Consider the following 19,755-nt stretch of genomic DNA (forward strand, 5'->3'; position numbering starts at 1 on the left):
AGTCATTTAATTCACAAGAATAATGCGTATGTCATTCACATTAGTCAACGTTGGTCCGGTGATAAATAAATCCCCCATCTCTTTAAAAAATGAATAGCTGTCATGCTTCGTAAGATATTCTTCAAGATCCAAGTTATTTTCCATAGCTCTGAATTGACTATCTGATAGTAAAAATGCTCCTGCGGCATCTTCGGTACCATCTATGCCATCGCTGTCCACCGCAATTGCACCAACGCCATAACAATTCTTTAATTCTTTCATCAACGCCAGTACGAATTCCGTGTTTCGGCCACCCCGTCCATACGATTTACCTGAAATGGTAACCGATGTTTCTCCACCACTGATGATAGCCAAAGGAGGTTTATCAGGAAAACCTGCTGTTTTAGCGGACTTCACAATGGCAGCCATGATACTGGCCAGGACTTGGCTATCGCATTCAAATTGATCACTTAGCACGACAGGCTTATAACCGTGTTTCTGTGCTTCTCTCGCGGCGCGTTGCAGGGCCTGTCGGGCAGACGCGACAATCTTGTACTCTACGCTTACATCATCATTCGACTCCTTATGCTGATAAAGAGGAACGTATTGCTTCCATTCGGATAGCCCATATTTTTCTAGTATTTTTTGTGCACACAACGGTCTTCTTGTGTCTGGTATTGTTGGGCCGGAAGCCACATCTTCCGGTACATCTCCGGGTATATCACTTACTATCAGGTTAAATACGCGGGCTGGAGCGGCAGCTTTTGCAAGCTGGCCGCCTTTGACCTGACTCAGTGCTTTCCTGACTGCATTCATTTCACTGATAGATGCGCCACTTCTCAATAACGATTGGGTAATTTTCTGCTTCTGAGAAAGATGAATACCTTCAACAGGTAATGCACAGCACGCTGAGCCACCACCGGATATCAAACTAATGACCAGATCATCTTTTGACAAGTTAACTACGGCATCCAGCATTGCCCTGGCAGCACGTTCGCTATTCTCGTCGGGTACCGGATGTCCTGCTTCGATTACTGCAACTCGTCCCGCACAGACACCATGTCCATATCGGGTTGCAACTATGCCAGAGAGCGGCACACCCTCCCAGTAGCAGTTTAATTCCGCCGCCATCAATGCGGACGCCTTACCTGCCCCGATTACAACACACCGCCCCTTGGGCGGTGCGGGCAAACAAGCAAACCAGTCAGCGGATGGAACCACGCTATCAATAGCTACCTGAGCAATAGCTGTTAATGTTGCTTTTTGTACATCTGCATTCATTTCGCGTGATCACGAATATAGTGAATGACGGCTTCAGTAACGTCTTTTGTCGTTGCTTTACCACCTACATCAGGAGTCAGTTTTCCTACACCCGTGGCGTACTCTATTGCTTCCATCAGTAAGGCTTCGAGCTCAAACTCCCCGAAGTGATTCAACATTTGTGCTGCACTCCAGAAGCATGCAACCGGGTTAGCTATTCCTTTTCCGGTAATGTCAAACGCTGAGCCGTGAATTGGCTCAAACATCGACGGAAAGCGACGCTGAGGATCGATATTGGCAGTCGGTGCAACACCCAGACTTCCCGCTAAAGCACCGGCTAAATCAGATAAGATGTCTGCGTGAAGGTTCGTTGCAACAATGGTATCCAAAGATTCTGGTTTTAGCGTCATACGCATTGTCATAGCATCAACCAGCATTTTGTCCCAGGTTACATCGGGAAATTCCTGCGCCACTTCGGCCGCTATTTCATCCCACATAACCATACCATGTCGCTGTGCATTGGATTTGGTGACGACCGTTAACTGCTTCCTTGGACGGCTCTGAGCCAACTCGAAGGCATAACGCATAATACGGGTCACGCCCACACGGGTAAATATGGACACTTCTGTCGCAATTTCCTCTGGCATTCCGCGGTGAGATCGCCCTCCCTGACCCGAATATTCACCCTCAGAGTTTTCCCTGACTATTACCCAGTCCAGATCCCCGGGCTTACAATTTCTTAACGGAGAACTAATTCCGGGCAATACACGGGTTGGTCGCACATTAGCGTATTGATCAAAATTCTGGCAAATATTTAATCGCAGGCCCCACAGAGTTATGTGGTCTGGTACGTCTGGTGCCCCCACCGCTCCGAATAATATGGCATCGTGTTTCTTTAACTTTTCTAAGCCATCATCTGGCATCATTTCGCCGTGCTTTTTATAGTAGTCTGAGCCCCAGTCGAAAAACTCAAAATTAAAGGTCGCTTTTTTGGTTTCCTCCTGTAATACATTGAGAACGTCAACGGTTTCGTTGATGACTTCTATACCTATACCGTCCGCCGGTATCGCCGCAATTGAATAGTTTTTCACATTTACCCCTTATGCACTTACTTAAGCGCTGTTGAATTAAAAGAAGTATGGGTTTGGGTTGGCTTTCCTGCTAAAAACAACACGATACATGCTGAGACCACCAGACTAATACCAACGCCAATCAGTCCCCACGTATAGTCTCCGGTTGACATCTTGATGTAGCCGATTAACGTTGGCCCGAAAAAGCCGCCAAGATTGCCGATAGAATTGATTGCAGCAATACCCGCTGCAGCCCCTGAGCCTGTCAAAAACTGAGTAGGAATTGCCCATAAAGGTGGTTTAGCAGAACTCACTCCCACGTTGACGACAATGAGTGCCAACACCGCAGCCAGCAGAGATGTTGTAAAAGCTGCGGCAAACAGGCCTACGGAAGCAACAATACACGCGACGAATACGTGGGTTGTACGTTCGCCCGTTTTATCTGAGTGTTTTGCCCAGAAAACCATTGCTATTACAGCAAAGACAGGGGGAATCGCATTAACCAAACCAATTTGGGTTAAGGTTAGTTCGTATTGCGCCAGTATTTGTGGGGCCCATATCCCTATTGTGTAAAGCCCGGCAGATGTGCCGAAATAAACCAGTGCCAACGCCAGAATTCGCGGGTTAAGCAGCGCAGAGAAAACGGCTGAAGCACCATGACTTGCTGCAACGGCTTTTCTCTCTTTGCTCATTTCTTCCACAAGCCACTGTTTTTGCTCTTCAGGCAGCCATTTCGCCTTTTCCGGCCTGTCAGTAAGAAAGAGAAGAACTGCAGCAGACAATAACACAGCAGGTAGGGCTTCAATGAGAAATAGCCACTGCCAGCCTTTCATTCCCATGATGCCGTCGAAAGACAGCAGCCATCCGGATATTGGCGAACCAAGGCCGATTGAAATTGGCACTGCTGCCATAAACATTGCCGTGATCCCCGCGCGATATCGACATGGAAACCAATAACTTAAATACAGAATTATGCCGGGAAAAAAACCCGCTTCTGCAGCCCCTAGTAAAAATCTGAGTATGTAGAAACTAATGGGCCCCTGTACAAAGGCCATGGCGCCGGAAACAAGACCCCAGGTTAGCATAATCCTCGCTATCCACCTGCGGGCGCCAACCTTGTGAAGAATGAGATTAGAAGGGACTTCAAAAAGAAAATAGCCGATAAAAAAGATACCTGCCCCCAATCCAAACGCAGCCTTGGACAGGCCAATATCATCGTTCATCGTGATTGCAGCAATTCCGACGTTTACCCGATCCAGATAAGCAATAAAGTAAAGCAACATAATGAAAGGGACGATTCTCCAGGCAACCCTTTTCATCGTTAATTGTTCAGTTGACAACACCATCACCATTTTCATTAATTTAACAATGAAAAAGGACATTACACTTAAAATAAAAGCTGAACAATATGCAATTTTTTTTGCAAAAAGGTAAACGAAATGCCAATTATTTCAAATTTAGCGTATTTGTAAATGTGTAATAAAAAGTTGCAGAAATAACATTTAACCAAACAATTTCAAATACTTATAAAATATAAAAATTGAAATTCAATAACTTTTTACACACCTGAAATTTCTTTGCATAAGATTCCCAATGTCACATATTGCAAAAAAAATAGTCATCATCTGCCATTTAATAATTTAAACATTTAATTAACACTTCAGCTTATAAATTAGTCTGCCCGAGATCACTGGGATAGAGGACTAAGACTAATTATATGAAAAGACACACTGGAGCATTTATGACTGAATCACACGCTAAAACGAGAATTGCCGTATTAATTGGGGCTATGTTAAGTCCAACAGTAGTTATCGCACAGGAGCCGCAAACGACAGAAGCTCAGGAAGAACAGCAAGTCGAGACAATTTCCGTAACAGGTACCAGAATTAAGCGTAAAGATCTCGTCTCTTCCAGCCCGACAGTGACAACCGACGCAGAAGATTTTGCCCGTGCCGGCGACGTAACGCTGGACAATTATCTGCGTCAGCTTCCTCAGTTTCAGCCTGGCCAGGGTAGCTTCAGTAACAGCAGTTCCGGGGGAACAGTCGGGCAGTCGACACTGAATCTCCGCGGCTTAGGGCCTCAGAGAAACCTTGTGTTACTCGATGGTCGCCGCATGCAGTCTTCTAATGCAAACAGTGCCATTGACATAAACACGCTTCCTTCCAATGCTATAGGTGGTGTAGAGATTGTCAGTGGCGGGGCTTCTGCAACTTACGGCTCAGACGCAATGTCAGGTGTCGTAAATTTCCAGACCCGAACAGATCTTGACGGGCTGGAACTATCTGCGAAACTAACTCAACCCAAAGATGGTGATGGCCAAACCACACTATATGGTATCGCTTATGGTTCGGATTTTTCTGATTCTAAGGGTAATGTGTTTATTAGTGCTGAATGGGTAGACCGGGAAGGGATCTCTATTCAGGACAGGCCGTTCTTCTTAGATCAACCAGCTAGTGGATTTACACCTTTCAGCAGAACGTTACCTGACGCACCACCAAGTGCAGATGCTGTTAATGAACTGTTCGCCGGCTATGGGTTTGAGGGCGTGAGTAACAGAAGCTTTTTCGGGGTTAATGATGACGGCTCAATTTTCGCAGTCAGTCGCGGCCAGGCGATCAATTACCGAGGCCCTACAGAAGCTCCTTTCCTGGTGAGTGATTCTGGTTATGGTTACCACCCTGGTTACTATAACTATGTGCAGGTTCCTCTTGAAAGAAAAGCCATATTTGGTAAAGCAAATTATATTCTGGATGACGACCTAACACTTTATGGGCACTTCCAATACTCAGATAGTGAAGCTCAAAATATAGGGTCAGAGCCCGTACTGGCAGCTCCCTGGAGTGTGTTCGTTCCGGTAACCAATCCGTATATTGTTGCAAATGAAGCCTTCTCTGATTTGCTTGCTTCAAGGAGCCAGCCGGATTTACCGGTAGAATATCAGGTACGTTTAGGTGCGGCTGGCCCGCGAACCTATAATACCGACTCAACAGTATGGCAAGGTTTAGTAGGGTTGAACGGCTATGTTGAATCCATGGATTTGTCCTGGGACGTGTTTGTTTCCAAAGGCCGTACCAAGAATACCGACTCTACAACATCTGGTTCAGTGAGTTATGTTGCAATGCAGGAACTGGTTGATGCACCTGATGGTGGTAACAGTATTTGTAGTGGCGGCTACCAGGTATTTAACGGCCTCAACCAATTATCTGATGACTGTCTGTCATATATCTCCCGCACACCAGTCAATGAAACGATAATGGAGCAAACAGTTATTGAAGGTGTCGTCGAAGGTTTGATAACCGAGCTTGATGCCGGTGAGGTACGATTCGCTCTTGGTGCCCACTATCGCGAAAACACATATGACTTTAACCCGGATGATGACATTGCAGCTAACAGGCTCGCTAGTTTATCCGCAACACAACCTACTTCAGGTAGTATTGATGTAAAAGAAATTTCCGCGGAAGTTTATGTTCCTTTATGGGCATCGAGTGATATGGACCAGGCAGTGAATATGACTGTCGGTTACCGTTTTTCTGACTACAACCTGGCTGGTACAGCAAACACATATAAAGCAGAATTAGACTGGCGGGCGAATGAACACGTGTTGTTCAGAACTGGCTTCCAACACGCATTACGAGCTCCAAATGTTGAAGAATTCTTTAACGCAGGAACTCAACAAGTTTCCGGAATAGGCTCACCAACTAGTGGCGGCGGTGATCCCTGTGACTACCGCCATCCGGGTCTGAGCGGTGAAAATGCAGACGCGATAGGGGCACTTTGTATAGCAACAGGACTGAATCCATCACTTCTGGGTAGATTCAGACAACCCTCAAACGCGCTGGTTACAACAACTTTCGGCGACAGAACTCTGGATCCGGAAGAAGCAGAGTCATTCACGTTAGGTATGGTGCTGGAATCCCCCTTTGACAGTGAATACTTCGAGGATATGTCGTTAACCCTGGATTATTATGATCTGGAAATCGAGAAGGCAATTGCGGCTATACCGGCCGACCAGTCATTGGCGAAATGCTATAACCTGGACGGCTCAAACCCTGAATACAGCACAGAAAACTTTTTCTGTCAGCAATTCGACAGAAATAATAACGGTATTTTCCAGTACGTTAATCAGCCATATCTAAACCTGGGTGGTTATAAAACAAGTGGTCTGGATATATCTTTCAACTGGACGGTGCCAGCTAAGTTCGTAAACGACTCATCGAAATTAGTCTTTAATAGTTTTGCCAACCACTTAACTAAGTTTGACATTGCCGTATTTGAAGACAGCCCTTATCAGGATTACGCCGGAACAGTTTCGGGTACAGAGAGCTATCCTGAATGGAAACTGGTCAATAGCCTGACGCTCGTTAGCGAAGATTTCTCTGTTACAGCGCGCTGGCGTTATGTTTCAAGTATGGATGACGTTAGCGTGGTTTCAAACCCGGCGTCGACAACGCCTGGCAGTAGCAGTTATAGCTATATTGATTTGTCTGCCAGCTATACATTTGATGAATCAGTAACATTCAGAGCAGGTGTTAACAACTTATCAGACAAAGCACCTCCAGTTATAGGTGGTACCAGCGGTACAACAAACCAGGGTGTATTTGACGGTATAGGTCGCACCTTGTATGTCCAGGCAAACTGGAAAATATAAACATAAGGGGCGCTCAGGCGCCCTTTTTTAAGGAAACTACAATGTTACTTCGTCATACGTTTTTTTTTACTCTCTTTTATATATTCAACTCTTCTGTTTTCGCCCACGAAAACTCAGGCACCGATGCTTTCCCGGCTCCTCATATTCAATCTGCGCCAGTGCTACAAATACATGTTGAACTCGGGACTAAAATTGACGTCGGTGAAACTGACGACGGCCACAGATACATAGTTCCTATTACTGGCGGGCATTTCACAGGTCACAATATTTCAGGAAGCGTAATTCCCGGCGGCGCCGACTGGCAGGTGAATCGCCAGGACAATGTAAAGAATATTGAAGCTATTTATGCACTTAAGACAGATGATGGTGTTACTATTGTCGTTGACAATAAAGGTATTGTTCACACACTGACCGGCCAGCGATACGCATTTACCCGTCCAGAGTTTCATGTGGCTACCGGAAAATATGACTGGCTCAATAAAGACTTTTATATTGGAACCATTGAGTCAATTAAATCCCCAAGAGCGGTAAATATTCGTATATACCGCGTGGAATAACTACATAGAAGGATCCTGTATGCAAGCTCATCGTTCGCTGCTATTCGTTCTCCTCATTGGCGTAGTGTTTTGCAGCCAAGCCGAGGAAGCAAAAACCAAAGCGGAACAACTTGCAAAAAAGGGTATTTCTACCGGCTCTTACTTTCCTGGTTATACCAATCTCTGTGACTTAACAATGACCTTTCGCGATGTAAATGCCCCCAGAGACCGGGCTGCGACCCCTCGCAGGAAAGATAGCGCCGATGCTAAAAAATCTCCGCGAGAACGTTCTCCCGGAAAAGAGCCAGGGCCCATGCAAGTCTTCGACAACTTGTATTTTGTTGGAAACGCGGGTGTATCTGCATGGGTCTTGGGAGATGAAGATGGCTATATTTTAATTGATGCCCTGACCAGCAATAAAGAAGCACGTGAAACCATTATTGGCGGGATGAAAACACTGGGACTTAAACCTGAGAAAATTGCGTATTTAGTAATTACTCATGCGCATGGCGATCATTACGGCGGTTTCAGATACCTGACACAAGAATATGGTATGCCCGTGGTTATGAGTGAATCAGATTGGAAGCTTGCTGAAATCATGCCTGAGCATCCCAAATTCGGGCCAGCTCCGGCGTTAGAAGGTAACATTGCAGTAACAGATGGTACCATACTTTCAGCAGGTAACGCTGAGATGGAAATTCGAGTGACTCCGGGACATACAATGGGTACGATTTCTCCCCTTTTTACGGTGTATGACAACGGACAACCATTCAGAGCCGCATTATGGGGTGGAACCGGATTTAACTTTGGCGTTAAACCAGCCCAATTTGCTGCTTATGCAAAGTCTGCGAGTAACTTTAAAGCGCTGGCGGAAGAGCAAGACGTGACTGTTTTTCTATCGAATCATGGAAAAAGGGATGGCTCGATAGAAAAGATGGAGCAACTTGCGCGGCGCCCCCCCGGAGCTCTCCACCCGTTTGATATGGGCAAACATGCAACAGATGTATTTGACGTTTTATCTAATTGTGCAATGGCGCAATATCACAGGGTTAAAAGCGGGAATTAATCATATTAACAGAATCAGGGAGGAGTGGTCCTCCCTGATTCTATTCACTCAGCGGTTGTATTTTCAGCTCAACACGACGGTTAATCTGACGGTTTTCAGCCGAGGTATTAGGCACTTTTGGCTGATACTCTCCCAGACCCACTGTGGTTACCCTGGTAGGATTAACATTGAACGTGGTCAGCCGATTCTTAACAGATTGCGCACGGCGCTCTGACAACGTCTGGTTGTAAGATTCTGCGCCGGTGTCATCGGTATGACCTTCGATAAGCAGCACCGTTTTCTCGTACTGATTTACCACCGTTGCCACATCCTGCAAGACAGGATTGAAATTAGGACTGATAGACGCACTGTTGGTGGCAAACGTAATATCACCCGGCATAATGAGGCGCAGGTTATCCCCTTCCCGAACTACCTGTACGCCGGTGTCAGCCAGTTGCTCGCGCATTTCTTCTTCCTGGCGATCCATATAGTTACCAATCGCACCACCGGCAATAGCACCGACCACGGCACCCCAGGCATAACGGCTTTTGTCGTTATCCCCGGTCGCTTTACCCAACAATGCACCGACGACAGCACCAATCCCTGCACCTTTTTGTGTATTGTTAGGGCTTGTTGCACAACCACCCGCGATTAAAGAAGCGGTGATGAGTCCGACTGCGAAGACTTTCTTCATGATATCCCTCTTAAGATAATTACAACTGTACCGGTCAGGACAGCAAGACCTGTTCCATCATCCGGTTTAACGCCAAAATACGCGCCGGCAAATGAATACAAGCTGAATGGCCTTGCCCGCAGGGGATAAACGGGAAGTTAACTGCGATGATTGCACACACCGGCGGGTAAAATGTTCCCGGTGGTGTATGCAATTAAAGACAAATCAGGGAGAAATGTTCTGTGCAAAAAACTGGTTGAAGTTAATTTTGTAGTCACTGGCTTTTACCGCTTTTTCAATTTTTACCCGCTTATCATGGGAAAGGTCGATATCCCGCGGGGTAACATAATGATTACCGGTCAGCGAATAGAACACTTTAACAACCGGTGTCAGCGGAGAGTCGTTCTGCGACAACACCATAGCCAGTTTATCGTTAGACAGAAGCACCAGACTGCCTACGGGATAGACGCCCATACATTTGATAAATTGCTGAACAAGTGCCTGGTCAAGCTTATGAGGACATTCCCCGATAAGGATCTGGAAAGCCCGCTGGCTCGGCATACCGGCTTTGTAACAACGGTCAGCAGTAAGCGCATCGTACATATCTGCAACTGCCAGCATACGCCCTGCGGTGCTGATGTTGTCACCTTTTGTTCCTGCCGGATAACCATATCCGTCAAGACGCTCATGATGTTCACTGACGGTTCTGACGAGGTCCGGGTTCAGATTTACCTCATGCAGGGCATCCACGCCATATTCGACATGCTTCTTCATCACGTCCATTTCTTCATCAGTGAGTCTGCCTGGTTTATGCAGGATCTCATCCGGCACACGAATTTTGCCCATATCATGAAGGAATCCGGCAAAAGCCAGTTCCTGTACCTGGTCATCAGTCATTCCCATATGACGCGCAAAGTTAGCGAGAATAATAGCTACGTTTAACGAATGCTCCAGCAGGTAATCATCTTTTTCACGGATGCGGGTAAGGCAAAGCAGTGCGTCAGGATTGCGCTCGACTGATGCCACAAGGTTCTGTGAAAACTCACTGGGAATGCGATCGTCGAAAGGTAGACCCTGCTGAACAGCTTTAAGTAAGGTTCTTTGAATTTCCTTACCCTGTTTATATAAATCTTCTGCCCGGACCAGTTCGGACGTCAGGCTCATACGGGACTTTTTCTTCGCCGGAACCGGCTCCTCTGCCGGCACAGGCACAGCGTCAGGTTCGAATTGCTTCGATAAATCGATAACGAGTTTGAGGACGCCGCGTTTTCGTAAAGATTCCACCACAGCCTTACGGGCAACGCGCCCCTGGCTTTTGATTTTCACTTTTCCTGACTGCTCAATGATTTCATTGACGTACATGCCGGGCGCTAATTCGTCTATAGTAATCGTTTTAAATACGCTGTCGGTCACTTGCTATCACACCATGGAATAAATGAGTCTGTACACTGAAGTTTAAAGATTAGCTTTAGCTCTGTGGCCACATTCAGTACTTCAGTGTATAGAGTATAGTTGCCATATCAGGTTGCCACTGACAATTTCGCAGTTTCACCCGATTATCTTTTACCATGATTCCTTCGGCCATAAGCAATTCTCTTTGCTCCTTCGCTTTTTCAGAGCCGGGCGGAAAGGCTATTTTCCCGTCAGCCCGTAAAATACGATGCCAGGGAACCGGTTCTCCATTGAAATCAGCACGCAATGAACGACCTGCCAGCCGCGCTCTGCCGGGCAGACCGGCAAGATCCGCAATCTGCCCGTAGGTAGCAACCGACCCTTCCGGCACGGCCATAACGGTTTGCAGTATTTGCTTCACTTTGTCGTTGTTGCCAGTATCGGCCATAATGCGCTTTTATTTTCCAATAGAGTGTTCGAATGCGTCCATATTGCTCAGTTTGCCGCTATCCGCAAAAAACCTGTGTATGCAGTGCAGTGACGCAGATTTGTACACCTGTTCAGTTTCTCATCATTCAGCATGATAAAGAAGCCATTCACGCAAAAAATACCGCTAAATTAGTACAGCTGTGTTTACCTGATACACCCATACTTTCCGCAGGCGCTGATGAGGCGGAAATGGCCGTGGCAGATGCTCTTAATAATGCGGGATCTCCGGCGGTGATTTATCCGTCTCCGGAAAGCGCTTCTTTAGAAAAGACACCACAATCAGACACACACGATCTCTTCATTCTGCTGGATGGAAGCTGGCGTCAGGCTTACGGATTGTGGCAACGTTTTACACAACTACACCCGCTCCCCCAGTATCATTTCAGTCATGCCGGCCCGAGTGATTACCGTATCAGGCACACCCGTTCAGATTCAGGATTATCTACGCTTGAAGCTGTTGCCCATGTGATGAAGGTAACGACAGAGACAGATCCGGTGCCGTTATACCGCTTACAACAGTTTATGCAGGCGCAATGGCAGGGACCTGCGGCACACCTGCGCCGCAAGTAAAGAGGGTTCAGCCGGCTTTCATCGGCGTGTAGCCTTTGTGATCTTCAACCAGTTTCAGCCAGTTATTCACCGCCGGATAGGCTGTCAGATCGAATCCGCCTTCGTGGGCCACATGGGTATAAGCGTATAAACTGATATCAGCCAGTGACAATTGTGACCCGGTCAGAAAAGGGGTGCGGGAAAGCTGCTCTTCCATGACTGCCAGTGCTTTGTGCCCGCCAGCCTGTTTAGCTTCATATTCAGCTTTACGTTCTTCCGGTAACCCCAGATATAAATTAATGAACCGGGCTACCGCAATATAGGGCTCATGGCTGTATTGCTCAAAGAACTGCCATTGCAGCATCTTAGCCAGATCGAAAGATGAGCGGGGAATGAGTGCGGAACCTTCAGCAAGGAAGTTTAAGATGGCATTTGATTCGGACAGCGTGCGGCCATCTTCCATTTCCAACAGCGGGATTTTACCATTCGGGTTCTTCTGCAAAAACGCGGGGGTTTGCGTTGCCCCTTTTAAAATATCGACTTCTTCCCAGTCGACTTGTTTACCCAGTATGGAAAGTAATAATTGAATTTTATAGCAGTTTCCGGAACGGCTATCTCCATAAACCAGCATGACCAACTCCTTTTTATCTACAGCACTTCAGCTTACTGACGTTTCTATCAGGTCACAAGATGTTCAATATAAATTAATGTCATCCAGGAAGCAGGGATTAGAAAGACGACGCTCAGCATGCGTTTACACTGTTCAAACGTAACCGGTGTAGCAGTAATGTTTTCCACTTCTTCGATTTCCTGCTGAATCGCGTTGCGCCGTGCGTGATTAATGCGATCACTTTCATCTTCACAGTAAATGGACGTCAGCCCGCGGGTCAGTTGATCCATTATCTTTTGCTTTTTTGCGCCGATAAGCCGGTACACCTTTACAGCAGGCATGATGAGATACACAGTCAAAGACGATGAAAACAGGGTCACTATGGCAAGATCGATTGCCGGTATATCTTTTTTAAACCAGAAAACGGGAATGATGATCAACGCAGTGATACTGAACAGGGCATTCTCCATCGACAGTAGCGACACTCTTTTCAATGCTTTCAGTTCGCTGCTGGTGGCAATATTAATATGAATGAAATGCTTCATCATGTAGTGAGTGGAATAGATCATCTGAAACAGGAAAAGCCAGAAAAAGAACCAGAAAGGTACTGCAATCAGATCAAGCACCAGAACCTGCATGTTCATATCGAAGGCAACCAGTTCTTCACTCATGATATAGACAGCCGTCATGGAAATAGCGAGGGTGGCGGAGGTCAGAATGTGGTGGCGCAGTTTCACCGCCAGACGGGCACGATGCTGTGCAAATAAACTCAGGGCGTTTTTATCCAGCAAATAACTCATGATGGCACCTGCCATTTGCTGTTGCTGAATGCGCAGGCTGATCCAGAAAAAGGTCGTCAGCAAGGGCATGCCTAAGGCAGCATTGAAGTCGCGTTGGGCCCGGAAATCATTGATAAGCTGGTAATCCAGCGCACCGGTGAAGTAATTGGCAATACAGCAAATTACAAAATAAAGAACCGGCATGTGCCAGAAAGAAGCGGCAGAAGTTGAGGGATAATTAAATTCAGTCGTCATACGGCCTTCACGATAATACTCAGTAAAGTCCTTCCCACTGTTGTTCAAATTTTGTTTTTATTATGCTGCTAGTTTAATCATCCGCAGGCGCAATGCAACCTCTGCAATGCCGCAATTGCGCCTTTGTTTGTAATAGTTTGTATCACTCTTGCTGATAGCAGTCAGACCATGCTGCAAATTCACTCCCGCCCGGTTCTGTAAAATGAAACCGGTGACCGCCTGGAAAAGCAAAAACAGGCTGAGTAATAATTCCACCCGCACCAACAATTTCAGCTTCAAGGCTGATCAGATCGTCACTGTAAAACACAGTGAGAGCTGCACCCCGGGACGTAGTGCTGATTTCTTCACTGGCATAAAAGCCGCCGTCGACATTGTCCAGAGAGAAGGCACAATAGGCCTCACCATAGTCGGTGAAAGTCCAGCCGAAAACGGATGAGAAGAATGCTTTGGTCTTTTCCAGTGATGCGGAAGGATACTCCAGATAATTTAATGATTTATTTTTCATCATCGCCTCCCTGTTGAAAAGCAGCCATGACTTCAGCGCCGGTCATTTTCCTGCTGGTGGGATGCAGTTCGTAGTAAGGCCCTTTTTCATCGACAAATATTTCAGTTCCCATGGAAAAGTTATCACCATCGAACAAACCGGCAGGCACGAAATACTCACCGCTTTCTTTGTAGAGATAAAATAAATGGGTACCGCAGCGGTGACAAAAGCCTCTGTCAGCCCACGGAGACGACGAGAAGCGGGTGATGGCATCTTCCCCTTTAAAGGTGACCGCAACACCACAGTGAGCACTGTAGAAAGGGCCTCCGCTCCATTTCCGGCACATGTCGCAGTGACATACACCGACTTGTTCTTCTGCCTGCGTTGCATACACTTCCACTTCGCCACACAAACAACGTCCGGTCAATCCTTTATCTGACATCATTGTTCTCCGGTGAATAAAAACTGGATAAATACACAGTACACCGGTTTAAAGCAAAACAGCAAGTAGCAGATACAAAAAACCCGGCATGTAGCCGGGTTTTTCAATTTTTTGCTGATGTATTACTTACGCAGTTTTTGTATCAGACGCAATTGAGCAATAGCTTCTGCTAACTCTTGTGCCGCTTCTGCATAGTTGAAATCAGCGCCCGGGTTGGCGATATGCTCTTCAGCACGACGTTTTGCTTCTTCTGCAGACTGCTCGTCCAGATCTTCTGCACGAACAGCAGTGTCAGCAAGAACAGTGACTATACCGGGTTGTACTTCAAGTACACCGCCGGCAACATAAATCATCTCTTCTTCACCGTGCTGCTTAACCAAACGCACCATACCAGGTTTAATTGCAGTAATAAGTGGCGCGTGACCAGGGTGGATACCCAGTTCACCTTCACTTCCTGTTACCTGTAATGTTTCAACCAGACCAGAGAAAATCTCTTTTTCTGCGCTTACTACATCCAGATGAACGGTCATAGCTGCCATTGTAAACTCCTTAGTAAGGAACGTGAATCAAGCACGGGCAGACGTTAAGGCCTGCCCGGCTTCACTCTTATTTCTTGGCTTTTTCCAACGCTTCGTCGATCGAACCAACCATGTAGAAGGCTTGCTCTGGCAGGTGATCATATTCACCTTCCAGGATGCCTTTAAAGCCACTGATAGTGTCTTTCAGAGAAACGTACTTACCAGGAGAACCGGTGAATACTTCTGCTACGAAGAATGGCTGAGACAGGAAACGCTGAATCTTACGAGCACGGGATACCACTTGCTTATCTTCATCAGACAGCTCGTCCATACCCAGTATCGCGATGATATCTTTCAGCTCTTTATAGCGCTGAAGTACAGTCTGTACGCCACGCGCTGTGTCGTAGTGTTCCTGACCGATTACCAGTGGATCCAGCTGACGTGAAGTTGAGTCCAGAGGGTCTACCGCAGGGTAGATACCTAGAGACGCGATATCACGGGACAGTACTACCGTTGCATCTAAGTGAGCAAAGGTGGTAGCTGGTGAAGGGTCAGTCAAGTCATCGGCTGGTACGTATACCGCCTGGATTGACGTGATTGAACCAGTCTTAGTTGATGCGATACGCTCCTGCAGAACACCCATCTCTTCAGCCAGGGTAGGCTGATAACCTACTGCTGAAGGCATACGACCTAACAGTGCTGATACCTCAGTACCTGCCAGAGTATAACGGTAGATGTTATCTACGAAGAACAGAACGTCACGACCTTCGTCACGGAATTTCTCTGCCATCGTCAGACCAGTCAGAGCTACACGCAGACGGTTACCCGGTGGCTCGTTCATCTGACCGTATACCAGAGATACCTTATCCAGTACGTTTGATTCGTTCATTTCGTGGTAGAAGTCGTTACCCTCACGAGTACGCTCACCAACACCAGCGAATACTGAGAAACCGCTGTGCTCGATTGCGATGTTACGGATAAGCTCCATCATGTTTACGGTTTTACCTACACCGGCACCACCGAACAAACCAACTTTACCACCTTTCGCAAACGGACATACCAGGTCGATAACCTTGATGCCGGTTTCCAGCAGTTCTACTGAACTTGACTGATCTTCGTAGCTGGGCGCTGCACGGTGAATAGACATACGCTCTTCTTCACCAATTGGGCCTGCTTCGTCGATTGGGTTACCCAGCACGTCCATGATACGGCCCAGAGTGGCTGTACCAACAGGAACCATGATAGGTGCTTGCGTATTTTCTACTGCCAGGCCACGACGCAGACCGTCAGTGGTACCCAGAGCGATGGAACGAACTACACCACCGCCTAATTGCTGTTGCACTTCCAGGGTTAGCCCGGATAAGTCACCTTCGGTAACTTTCAGTGCGTCATATACTCTTGGTACCGCATCTTGTGGAAACTCGATGTCCACAACGGCGCCAATGATTTGGACGACCTTACCTTGACTCATAATTAGTCCTCGTTATCTCTTCTAAACCTTTGCCTACACCGCTGCGGCGCCGGATACAATCTCACTGATTTCCTGTGTGATTGCAGCCTGACGGGCCTTGTTGTATACCAGTTGCAGATCATCGATAAGGTTGCCGGCGTTATCTGTTGCCGCTTTCATTGCAACCATACGTGCTGCTTGTTCTGACGCTGCGTTTTCCACAACACCCTGATATACCTGGGATTCGATGTAACGAACCATTAAGGATTCCAGAATTTCTTTCGGATCCGGCTCGTAGATGTAATCCCAACGATGCTTCAGTGTCTCATCTTCTGACTTTGGCAAAGGCAATAATTGATTCATCACAGGCGTTTGCGACATGGTGTTAACGAAGTTGTTATACACCAGATAAACTTTATCCAGTGTGCCTTCGTCGTAGGCGCGTAACATCACGCGTACCACACCCACTACATCGCTTACCGAAGGTGCATCACCTAAACCTGTTTCTGCGGCAAGTAGCTTACCACCAAAACGGTTAAAGAATGCACAAGCCTTCGAACCTAACGCTGCAAAATCTACTTCAACACCCTGATCGCGATACGCTTTCGCTTTCTGGGTTACCAGCTTGAACTCATTAGTGTTCAGGCCGCCGCATAATCCGCGGTCAGTAGAAATTACGATAAAGCCAACCCGTTTCACGTCACGCTCTTCAAGATAAGGGTGACGGTACTCAAGGTTACCGTTAGCAATGTGACCAATCACTTTTAGCATGCTTTGCGCGTATGGACGGCCATGAGCCATACGTTCCTGCGCCTTTTTCATTTTCGACGCAGCAACCATTTCCATCGCACTGGTAATCTTTTGAGTATTCTTGATACTCCCAATTTTACCTTTAATCTCTTTACCGCTGGCCATGATTATCTCTCCGATTACTCAACGAATTGTGCTGACCACGAAAGCCAGCACCATTGATTACCAAGTTTGAGTTGCTTTGAACTTCGTTAAAGCGTCTTTCAACTGAGAATCAATATCGTCGTTGTAGTTGCCGGTTGCATTGATAGACTTCATCAGCTCAGCGTGTTCGCTGTTCATATAAGCGTGCAGGGCTGATTCAAAATCAAGGATTTTGCCCAGTTCTACATCTTTTAAGAAGCCTTTCTCAACGGCGTACAGAGACACACCCATATCAGCGATTGACAGAGGCGCATATTGCTTCTGCTTCATCAGTTCGGTTACACGCTCACCGTGTTCAAGCTGTGCACGTGTAGCTTCGTCAAGGTCAGATGCGAACTGAGAGAACGCAGCCAATTCACGATACTGTGCAAGCGCAAGACGGATACCGCCACCCAATTTCTTAATGATCTTGGTCTGAGCAGCACCACCAACACGTGATACAGAGATACCGGCGTTAACAGCAGGACGGATACCTGCGTTAAACAGGTCAGTTTCCAGGAAGATCTGACCATCGGTGATAGAGATAACGTTTGTAGGTACGAACGCTGAAACGTCACCGGCCTGAGTTTCAATGATAGGCAGAGCCGTCAGTGAACCCGTTTGACCTTTAACTTCACCGTTAGTGAAACGCTCTACGTACTTGTCGTTTACACGGGCAGCACGCTCCAGCAGACGGCTGTGGAGGTAGAAAACGTCACCAGGGTATGCTTCACGACCAGGAGGACGCTTCAGAAGCAGAGAGATCTGACGGTAAGCAACAGCTTGCTTAGACAGGTCATCATATACGATCAGTGCATCTTCACCACGGTCACGGAAGTACTCACCCATGGTACAACCAGAGTAAGGTGCCAGGTATTGCAGAGCAGCAGATTCAGAAGCAGAAGCCGCAACAACGATGGTGTGAGCCAGCGCGCCGTGTTCTTCCAGTTTGCGAACTACGTTAGCAATAGTAGAAGCCTTCTGGCCAACTGCTACGTAAACACACTTAATGCCTGAATCTTTCTGTTGAATGATGGCATCAACAGCCATGGCTGTTTTACCACACTGACGGTCACCGATGATAAGCTCACGCTGACCACGACCAACAGGAATCATCGCATCAACTGACTTGTAGCCAGTTTGTACTGGTTGATCAACCGATTGACGGTCGATTACGCCAGGGGCGATTTTTTCTACTGGCTCATAGCCTGCCGCTTCAACAGCGCCTTTACCATCAATAGGCTCACCCAGGGTGTTTACAACACGACCTAACAGGCCAGGGCCTACAGGTACTTCAAGGATACGACCGGTAGATTGTACTTTAGTGCCTTCTTGCAGGTCCGCATAAGGACCCATAACTACTGCACCAACTGAATCTCGTTCAAGGTTCAGTGCAATAGCGTAGCGACTACCAGGAAGCTCAATCATTTCACCTTGCATTACATCGGCAAGGCCGTGAATGCGGATAATACCGTCAGTTACTGCGACGATAGTCCCTTCGGTGCGAGCTTCACTGGTTACATTAAACTGTTCAATTCGCTTTTTGATCAGTTCTGCAATTTCAGTGGAATTAAGTTGCATACTCTTATCCCCGTTATGCTTGCAACGCGTCTGCGAGACGGTTCAATTTCGACTTCACGGAACCATCAATAACTGTATCACCGGCTTTGACTACAAAGCCTGCAACCAGGGCAGGGTCCACGTTACAATTAAGCTTCACTTTACGTGCCAAACGTTTTTCTAACGATGCACTGATTTCAGCAGTTTGCGCATCAGACAATGAAGAAGCAGAAGTCAGCTGGACTTCAATTTCTTTGTCGTAATCCGCTTTCAAAACATTAAACAGCTCTGAAATGGCTGGCAGGGCAACTAAACGTTTATTCTCAGCCAGAACCTTAATAAAGTTCTGACCATGTTCGTCGATCTGTTCACCGCACACATTGATGAAAATCTCAGCGAGTTGGTCAGCGGCAACAGCACCAGTCATTAACTGATGCATGTCTTCGTTGTCAGCAACTTCGCCGGCAAACACCAGCATGTCCTGCCATTTGGCAACGGCGTTTTGTTCGACAGCAAAATCGAAAGCAGCTTTAGCGTAGGGACGAGCAACGGTTGTCAATTCAGACATGGCTCATCTCCCTCTTATAGCTCAGCGACAAGTTTTTCAACAATGTCGTTTTGTGCGTTTGCGTCGATTTCACGATGAAGAATTTGTTCTGCACCAGCAACAGCTAAAGCTGCTACCTGAGCGCGTAATTCTTCCTTGGCACGATTGCGTTCAGCTTCAATTTCGGCATAACCAGAAGCAATGATTTTCTCACGCTCTGAGTAAGCTTTTTGCTTTTCACTTTCTTCAAGTTGACTAGCACGCTTTTTGGCTTGCTCGACAATTTCAGCTGCTTGCGCTTTCGCATCTTTCAACTGGTCAGTAGCTTTCTGCTGAGCCAGTTCCAGGTCTTTTTCAGCGCGTTCAGAAGCTTCAAGGCCATCGGCAATTTTCTTCTGACGCTCTTCAATCGCGCCCAGTAATGGTGGCCATACGTACTTCATGCAGAACCACACGAATACGATAAACGCGATTAATTGACCAATTAGAGTGGCGTTAATGTTCACGACCGCTCCTCCTCATATGTTCGCTAA

20 protein-coding genes are annotated in these 19,755 nt (G+C 47.0%); 4 read left to right on the forward strand and 16 right to left on the reverse strand.

From position 1 onward, the window contains the following. Positions 1 to 6 precede the first annotated feature (6 nt). From ACXAGC_RS03055 to ACXAGC_RS03065, 3 genes are read right to left on the reverse strand one after another with little or no spacing between them, the layout of a single operon-like run. Entirely contained in the window at positions 7 to 1,260 is a 1,254-nt protein-coding gene (locus ACXAGC_RS03055; RefSeq protein WP_474842269.1) for a glycerate kinase type-2 family protein, read from the reverse strand. Further along, entirely contained in the window at positions 1,257 to 2,330 is a 1,074-nt protein-coding gene (locus tag ACXAGC_RS03060; RefSeq protein ID WP_474842271.1) for a tartrate dehydrogenase, read from the reverse strand. The genes ACXAGC_RS03055 and ACXAGC_RS03060 overlap by 4 nt, the downstream gene beginning before the upstream one ends. Before the next feature lie 17 nt (positions 2,331 to 2,347). After that, positions 2,348 to 3,667, reverse strand: coding sequence for an MFS transporter (locus ACXAGC_RS03065; RefSeq protein ID WP_474842273.1), 1,320 nt, complete (start codon positions 3,665 to 3,667; stop codon positions 2,348 to 2,350). Between the two features lie 383 nt (positions 3,668 to 4,050). Between ACXAGC_RS03065 and ACXAGC_RS03070 the strand changes: the two genes are divergently transcribed. The 3 genes from ACXAGC_RS03070 to ACXAGC_RS03080 are packed head-to-tail and all read left to right on the forward strand — an operon-like array spanning position 4,051 to position 8,562. Continuing rightward, positions 4,051 to 6,960, forward strand: coding sequence for a TonB-dependent receptor domain-containing protein (locus tag ACXAGC_RS03070; RefSeq protein WP_474842275.1), 2,910 nt, complete (start codon positions 4,051 to 4,053; stop codon positions 6,958 to 6,960). A gap of 41 nt (positions 6,961 to 7,001) precedes the next feature. Further along, a complete protein-coding gene (locus tag ACXAGC_RS03075) occupies positions 7,002 to 7,517 on the forward strand; it encodes a DUF3237 family protein (RefSeq protein ID WP_474842277.1) in 516 nt (171 codons plus the stop codon). Positions 7,518 to 7,536: 19 nt separating this feature from the next. After that, positions 7,537 to 8,562, forward strand: a complete 1,026-nt coding sequence (locus tag ACXAGC_RS03080; protein WP_474842279.1) for an MBL fold metallo-hydrolase — start codon at positions 7,537 to 7,539, stop codon at positions 8,560 to 8,562. A gap of 40 nt (positions 8,563 to 8,602) precedes the next feature. On the opposite strand, the gene ACXAGC_RS03085 is transcribed toward ACXAGC_RS03080, so the two are convergent. The 3 genes from ACXAGC_RS03085 to ACXAGC_RS03095 form a co-directional block, all read right to left on the reverse strand. After that, positions 8,603 to 9,235 (reverse strand): YiaD family glycine zipper/OmpA-like lipoprotein, encoded by a 633-nt coding sequence (locus ACXAGC_RS03085; protein ID WP_474842281.1) that lies wholly within the window; start codon positions 9,233 to 9,235, stop codon positions 8,603 to 8,605. Positions 9,236 to 9,439: 204 nt separating this feature from the next. Beyond that, on the reverse strand, positions 9,440 to 10,627 hold the full coding sequence (locus ACXAGC_RS03090; protein WP_474842283.1) for an HD-GYP domain-containing protein: 1,188 nt from the start codon (positions 10,625 to 10,627) through the stop codon (positions 9,440 to 9,442). Positions 10,628 to 10,700: 73 nt separating this feature from the next. Continuing rightward, positions 10,701 to 11,054: an MGMT family protein gene (locus tag ACXAGC_RS03095; RefSeq protein WP_474842285.1), complete on the reverse strand. Its 354-nt coding sequence runs from the start codon at positions 11,052 to 11,054 to the stop codon at positions 10,701 to 10,703. 32 nt (positions 11,055 to 11,086) lie between these two features. On the opposite strand from ACXAGC_RS03095, the gene ACXAGC_RS03100 reads away from it, so the two are divergent. After that, positions 11,087 to 11,665 carry a tRNA-uridine aminocarboxypropyltransferase gene (locus ACXAGC_RS03100; protein ID WP_474842287.1) on the forward strand — a complete coding sequence of 193 codons (579 nt, stop codon included), beginning with the start codon at positions 11,087 to 11,089 and terminating at the stop codon, positions 11,663 to 11,665. A 7-nt stretch (positions 11,666 to 11,672) separates the two neighbouring features. Here ACXAGC_RS03100 and ACXAGC_RS03105 read toward each other — a convergent pair whose 3' ends face one another. The 10 genes from ACXAGC_RS03105 to atpF form a co-directional block, all read right to left on the reverse strand. Next, positions 11,673 to 12,275 (reverse strand): glutathione S-transferase family protein, encoded by a 603-nt coding sequence (locus ACXAGC_RS03105; protein ID WP_474842289.1) that lies wholly within the window; start codon positions 12,273 to 12,275, stop codon positions 11,673 to 11,675. A 47-nt stretch (positions 12,276 to 12,322) separates the two neighbouring features. Then, positions 12,323 to 13,288: a hypothetical protein gene (locus tag ACXAGC_RS03110; RefSeq protein WP_474842291.1), complete on the reverse strand. Its 966-nt coding sequence runs from the start codon at positions 13,286 to 13,288 to the stop codon at positions 12,323 to 12,325. A 142-nt stretch (positions 13,289 to 13,430) separates the two neighbouring features. Next, a complete protein-coding gene (locus tag ACXAGC_RS03115) occupies positions 13,431 to 13,796 on the reverse strand; it encodes a VOC family protein (protein WP_474842293.1) in 366 nt (121 codons plus the stop codon). Continuing rightward, positions 13,783 to 14,217 carry a GFA family protein gene (locus ACXAGC_RS03120; protein ID WP_474842295.1) on the reverse strand — a complete coding sequence of 145 codons (435 nt, stop codon included), beginning with the start codon at positions 14,215 to 14,217 and terminating at the stop codon, positions 13,783 to 13,785. Before ACXAGC_RS03120 ends, ACXAGC_RS03115 begins: the two co-directional genes overlap by 14 nt. A 119-nt stretch (positions 14,218 to 14,336) precedes the next feature. After that, positions 14,337 to 14,753, reverse strand: a complete 417-nt coding sequence (locus ACXAGC_RS03125; RefSeq protein WP_303572536.1) for a F0F1 ATP synthase subunit epsilon — start codon at positions 14,751 to 14,753, stop codon at positions 14,337 to 14,339. Positions 14,754 to 14,820: 67 nt separating this feature from the next. Next, positions 14,821 to 16,203 (reverse strand): F0F1 ATP synthase subunit beta, encoded by a 1,383-nt coding sequence (gene atpD / locus ACXAGC_RS03130; RefSeq protein ID WP_303572537.1) that lies wholly within the window; start codon positions 16,201 to 16,203, stop codon positions 14,821 to 14,823. A 33-nt stretch (positions 16,204 to 16,236) separates the two neighbouring features. Next, positions 16,237 to 17,097: a F0F1 ATP synthase subunit gamma gene (gene atpG / locus ACXAGC_RS03135; protein WP_474842297.1), complete on the reverse strand. Its 861-nt coding sequence runs from the start codon at positions 17,095 to 17,097 to the stop codon at positions 16,237 to 16,239. Positions 17,098 to 17,154: 57 nt separating this feature from the next. Further along, entirely contained in the window at positions 17,155 to 18,696 is a 1,542-nt protein-coding gene (gene atpA, locus ACXAGC_RS03140) for a F0F1 ATP synthase subunit alpha (RefSeq protein ID WP_119503210.1), read from the reverse strand. Positions 18,697 to 18,709: 13 nt separating this feature from the next. Continuing rightward, complete coding sequence (atpH, locus tag ACXAGC_RS03145) at positions 18,710 to 19,243, reverse strand: F0F1 ATP synthase subunit delta (protein WP_474842299.1); 534 nt, start codon at positions 19,241 to 19,243, stop codon at positions 18,710 to 18,712. Positions 19,244 to 19,257: 14 nt separating this feature from the next. Next, the gene (gene atpF / locus ACXAGC_RS03150) at positions 19,258 to 19,728 is read right to left on the reverse strand and encodes a F0F1 ATP synthase subunit B (RefSeq protein ID WP_474842301.1); all 471 of its coding nucleotides are present in this window, start codon (positions 19,726 to 19,728) and stop codon (positions 19,258 to 19,260) included. Between the last annotated feature and the right edge of the window lie 27 nt (positions 19,729 to 19,755).

Source organism: Alteromonas sp. AWJ4_197 (assembly GCF_056160285.1).

Coding starts and splice junctions, on each gene's coding strand:
- ACXAGC_RS03105 (WP_474842289.1), bottom strand. CDS start 12,275: ATGCTGGTTTATGGAGATAGCCGTTCCGGAAACTGCTATAAAATTCAA.
- ACXAGC_RS03100 (WP_474842287.1), top strand. CDS start 11,087: ATGCGTCCATATTGCTCAGTTTGCCGCTATCCGCAAAAAACCTGTGTA.
- ACXAGC_RS03085 (WP_474842281.1), bottom strand. CDS start 9,235: ATGAAGAAAGTCTTCGCAGTCGGACTCATCACCGCTTCTTTAATCGCG.
- atpG (WP_474842297.1), bottom strand. CDS start 17,097: ATGGCCAGCGGTAAAGAGATTAAAGGTAAAATTGGGAGTATCAAGAAT.
- ACXAGC_RS03120 (WP_474842295.1), bottom strand. CDS start 14,217: ATGATGTCAGATAAAGGATTGACCGGACGTTGTTTGTGTGGCGAAGTG.
- ACXAGC_RS03075 (WP_474842277.1), top strand. CDS start 7,002: ATGTTACTTCGTCATACGTTTTTTTTTACTCTCTTTTATATATTCAAC.
- ACXAGC_RS03115 (WP_474842293.1), bottom strand. CDS start 13,796: ATGATGAAAAATAAATCATTAAATTATCTGGAGTATCCTTCCGCATCA.
- ACXAGC_RS03125 (WP_303572536.1), bottom strand. CDS start 14,753: ATGGCAGCTATGACCGTTCATCTGGATGTAGTAAGCGCAGAAAAAGAG.
- atpH (WP_474842299.1), bottom strand. CDS start 19,243: ATGTCTGAATTGACAACCGTTGCTCGTCCCTACGCTAAAGCTGCTTTC.
- atpA (WP_119503210.1), bottom strand. CDS start 18,696: ATGCAACTTAATTCCACTGAAATTGCAGAACTGATCAAAAAGCGAATT.
- ACXAGC_RS03055 (WP_474842269.1), bottom strand. CDS start 1,260: ATGAATGCAGATGTACAAAAAGCAACATTAACAGCTATTGCTCAGGTA.
- ACXAGC_RS03095 (WP_474842285.1), bottom strand. CDS start 11,054: ATGGCCGATACTGGCAACAACGACAAAGTGAAGCAAATACTGCAAACC.
- ACXAGC_RS03110 (WP_474842291.1), bottom strand. CDS start 13,288: ATGACGACTGAATTTAATTATCCCTCAACTTCTGCCGCTTCTTTCTGG.
- atpD (WP_303572537.1), bottom strand. CDS start 16,203: ATGAGTCAAGGTAAGGTCGTCCAAATCATTGGCGCCGTTGTGGACATC.
- ACXAGC_RS03065 (WP_474842273.1), bottom strand. CDS start 3,667: ATGAAAATGGTGATGGTGTTGTCAACTGAACAATTAACGATGAAAAGG.
- ACXAGC_RS03080 (WP_474842279.1), top strand. CDS start 7,537: ATGCAAGCTCATCGTTCGCTGCTATTCGTTCTCCTCATTGGCGTAGTG.
- ACXAGC_RS03070 (WP_474842275.1), top strand. CDS start 4,051: ATGACTGAATCACACGCTAAAACGAGAATTGCCGTATTAATTGGGGCT.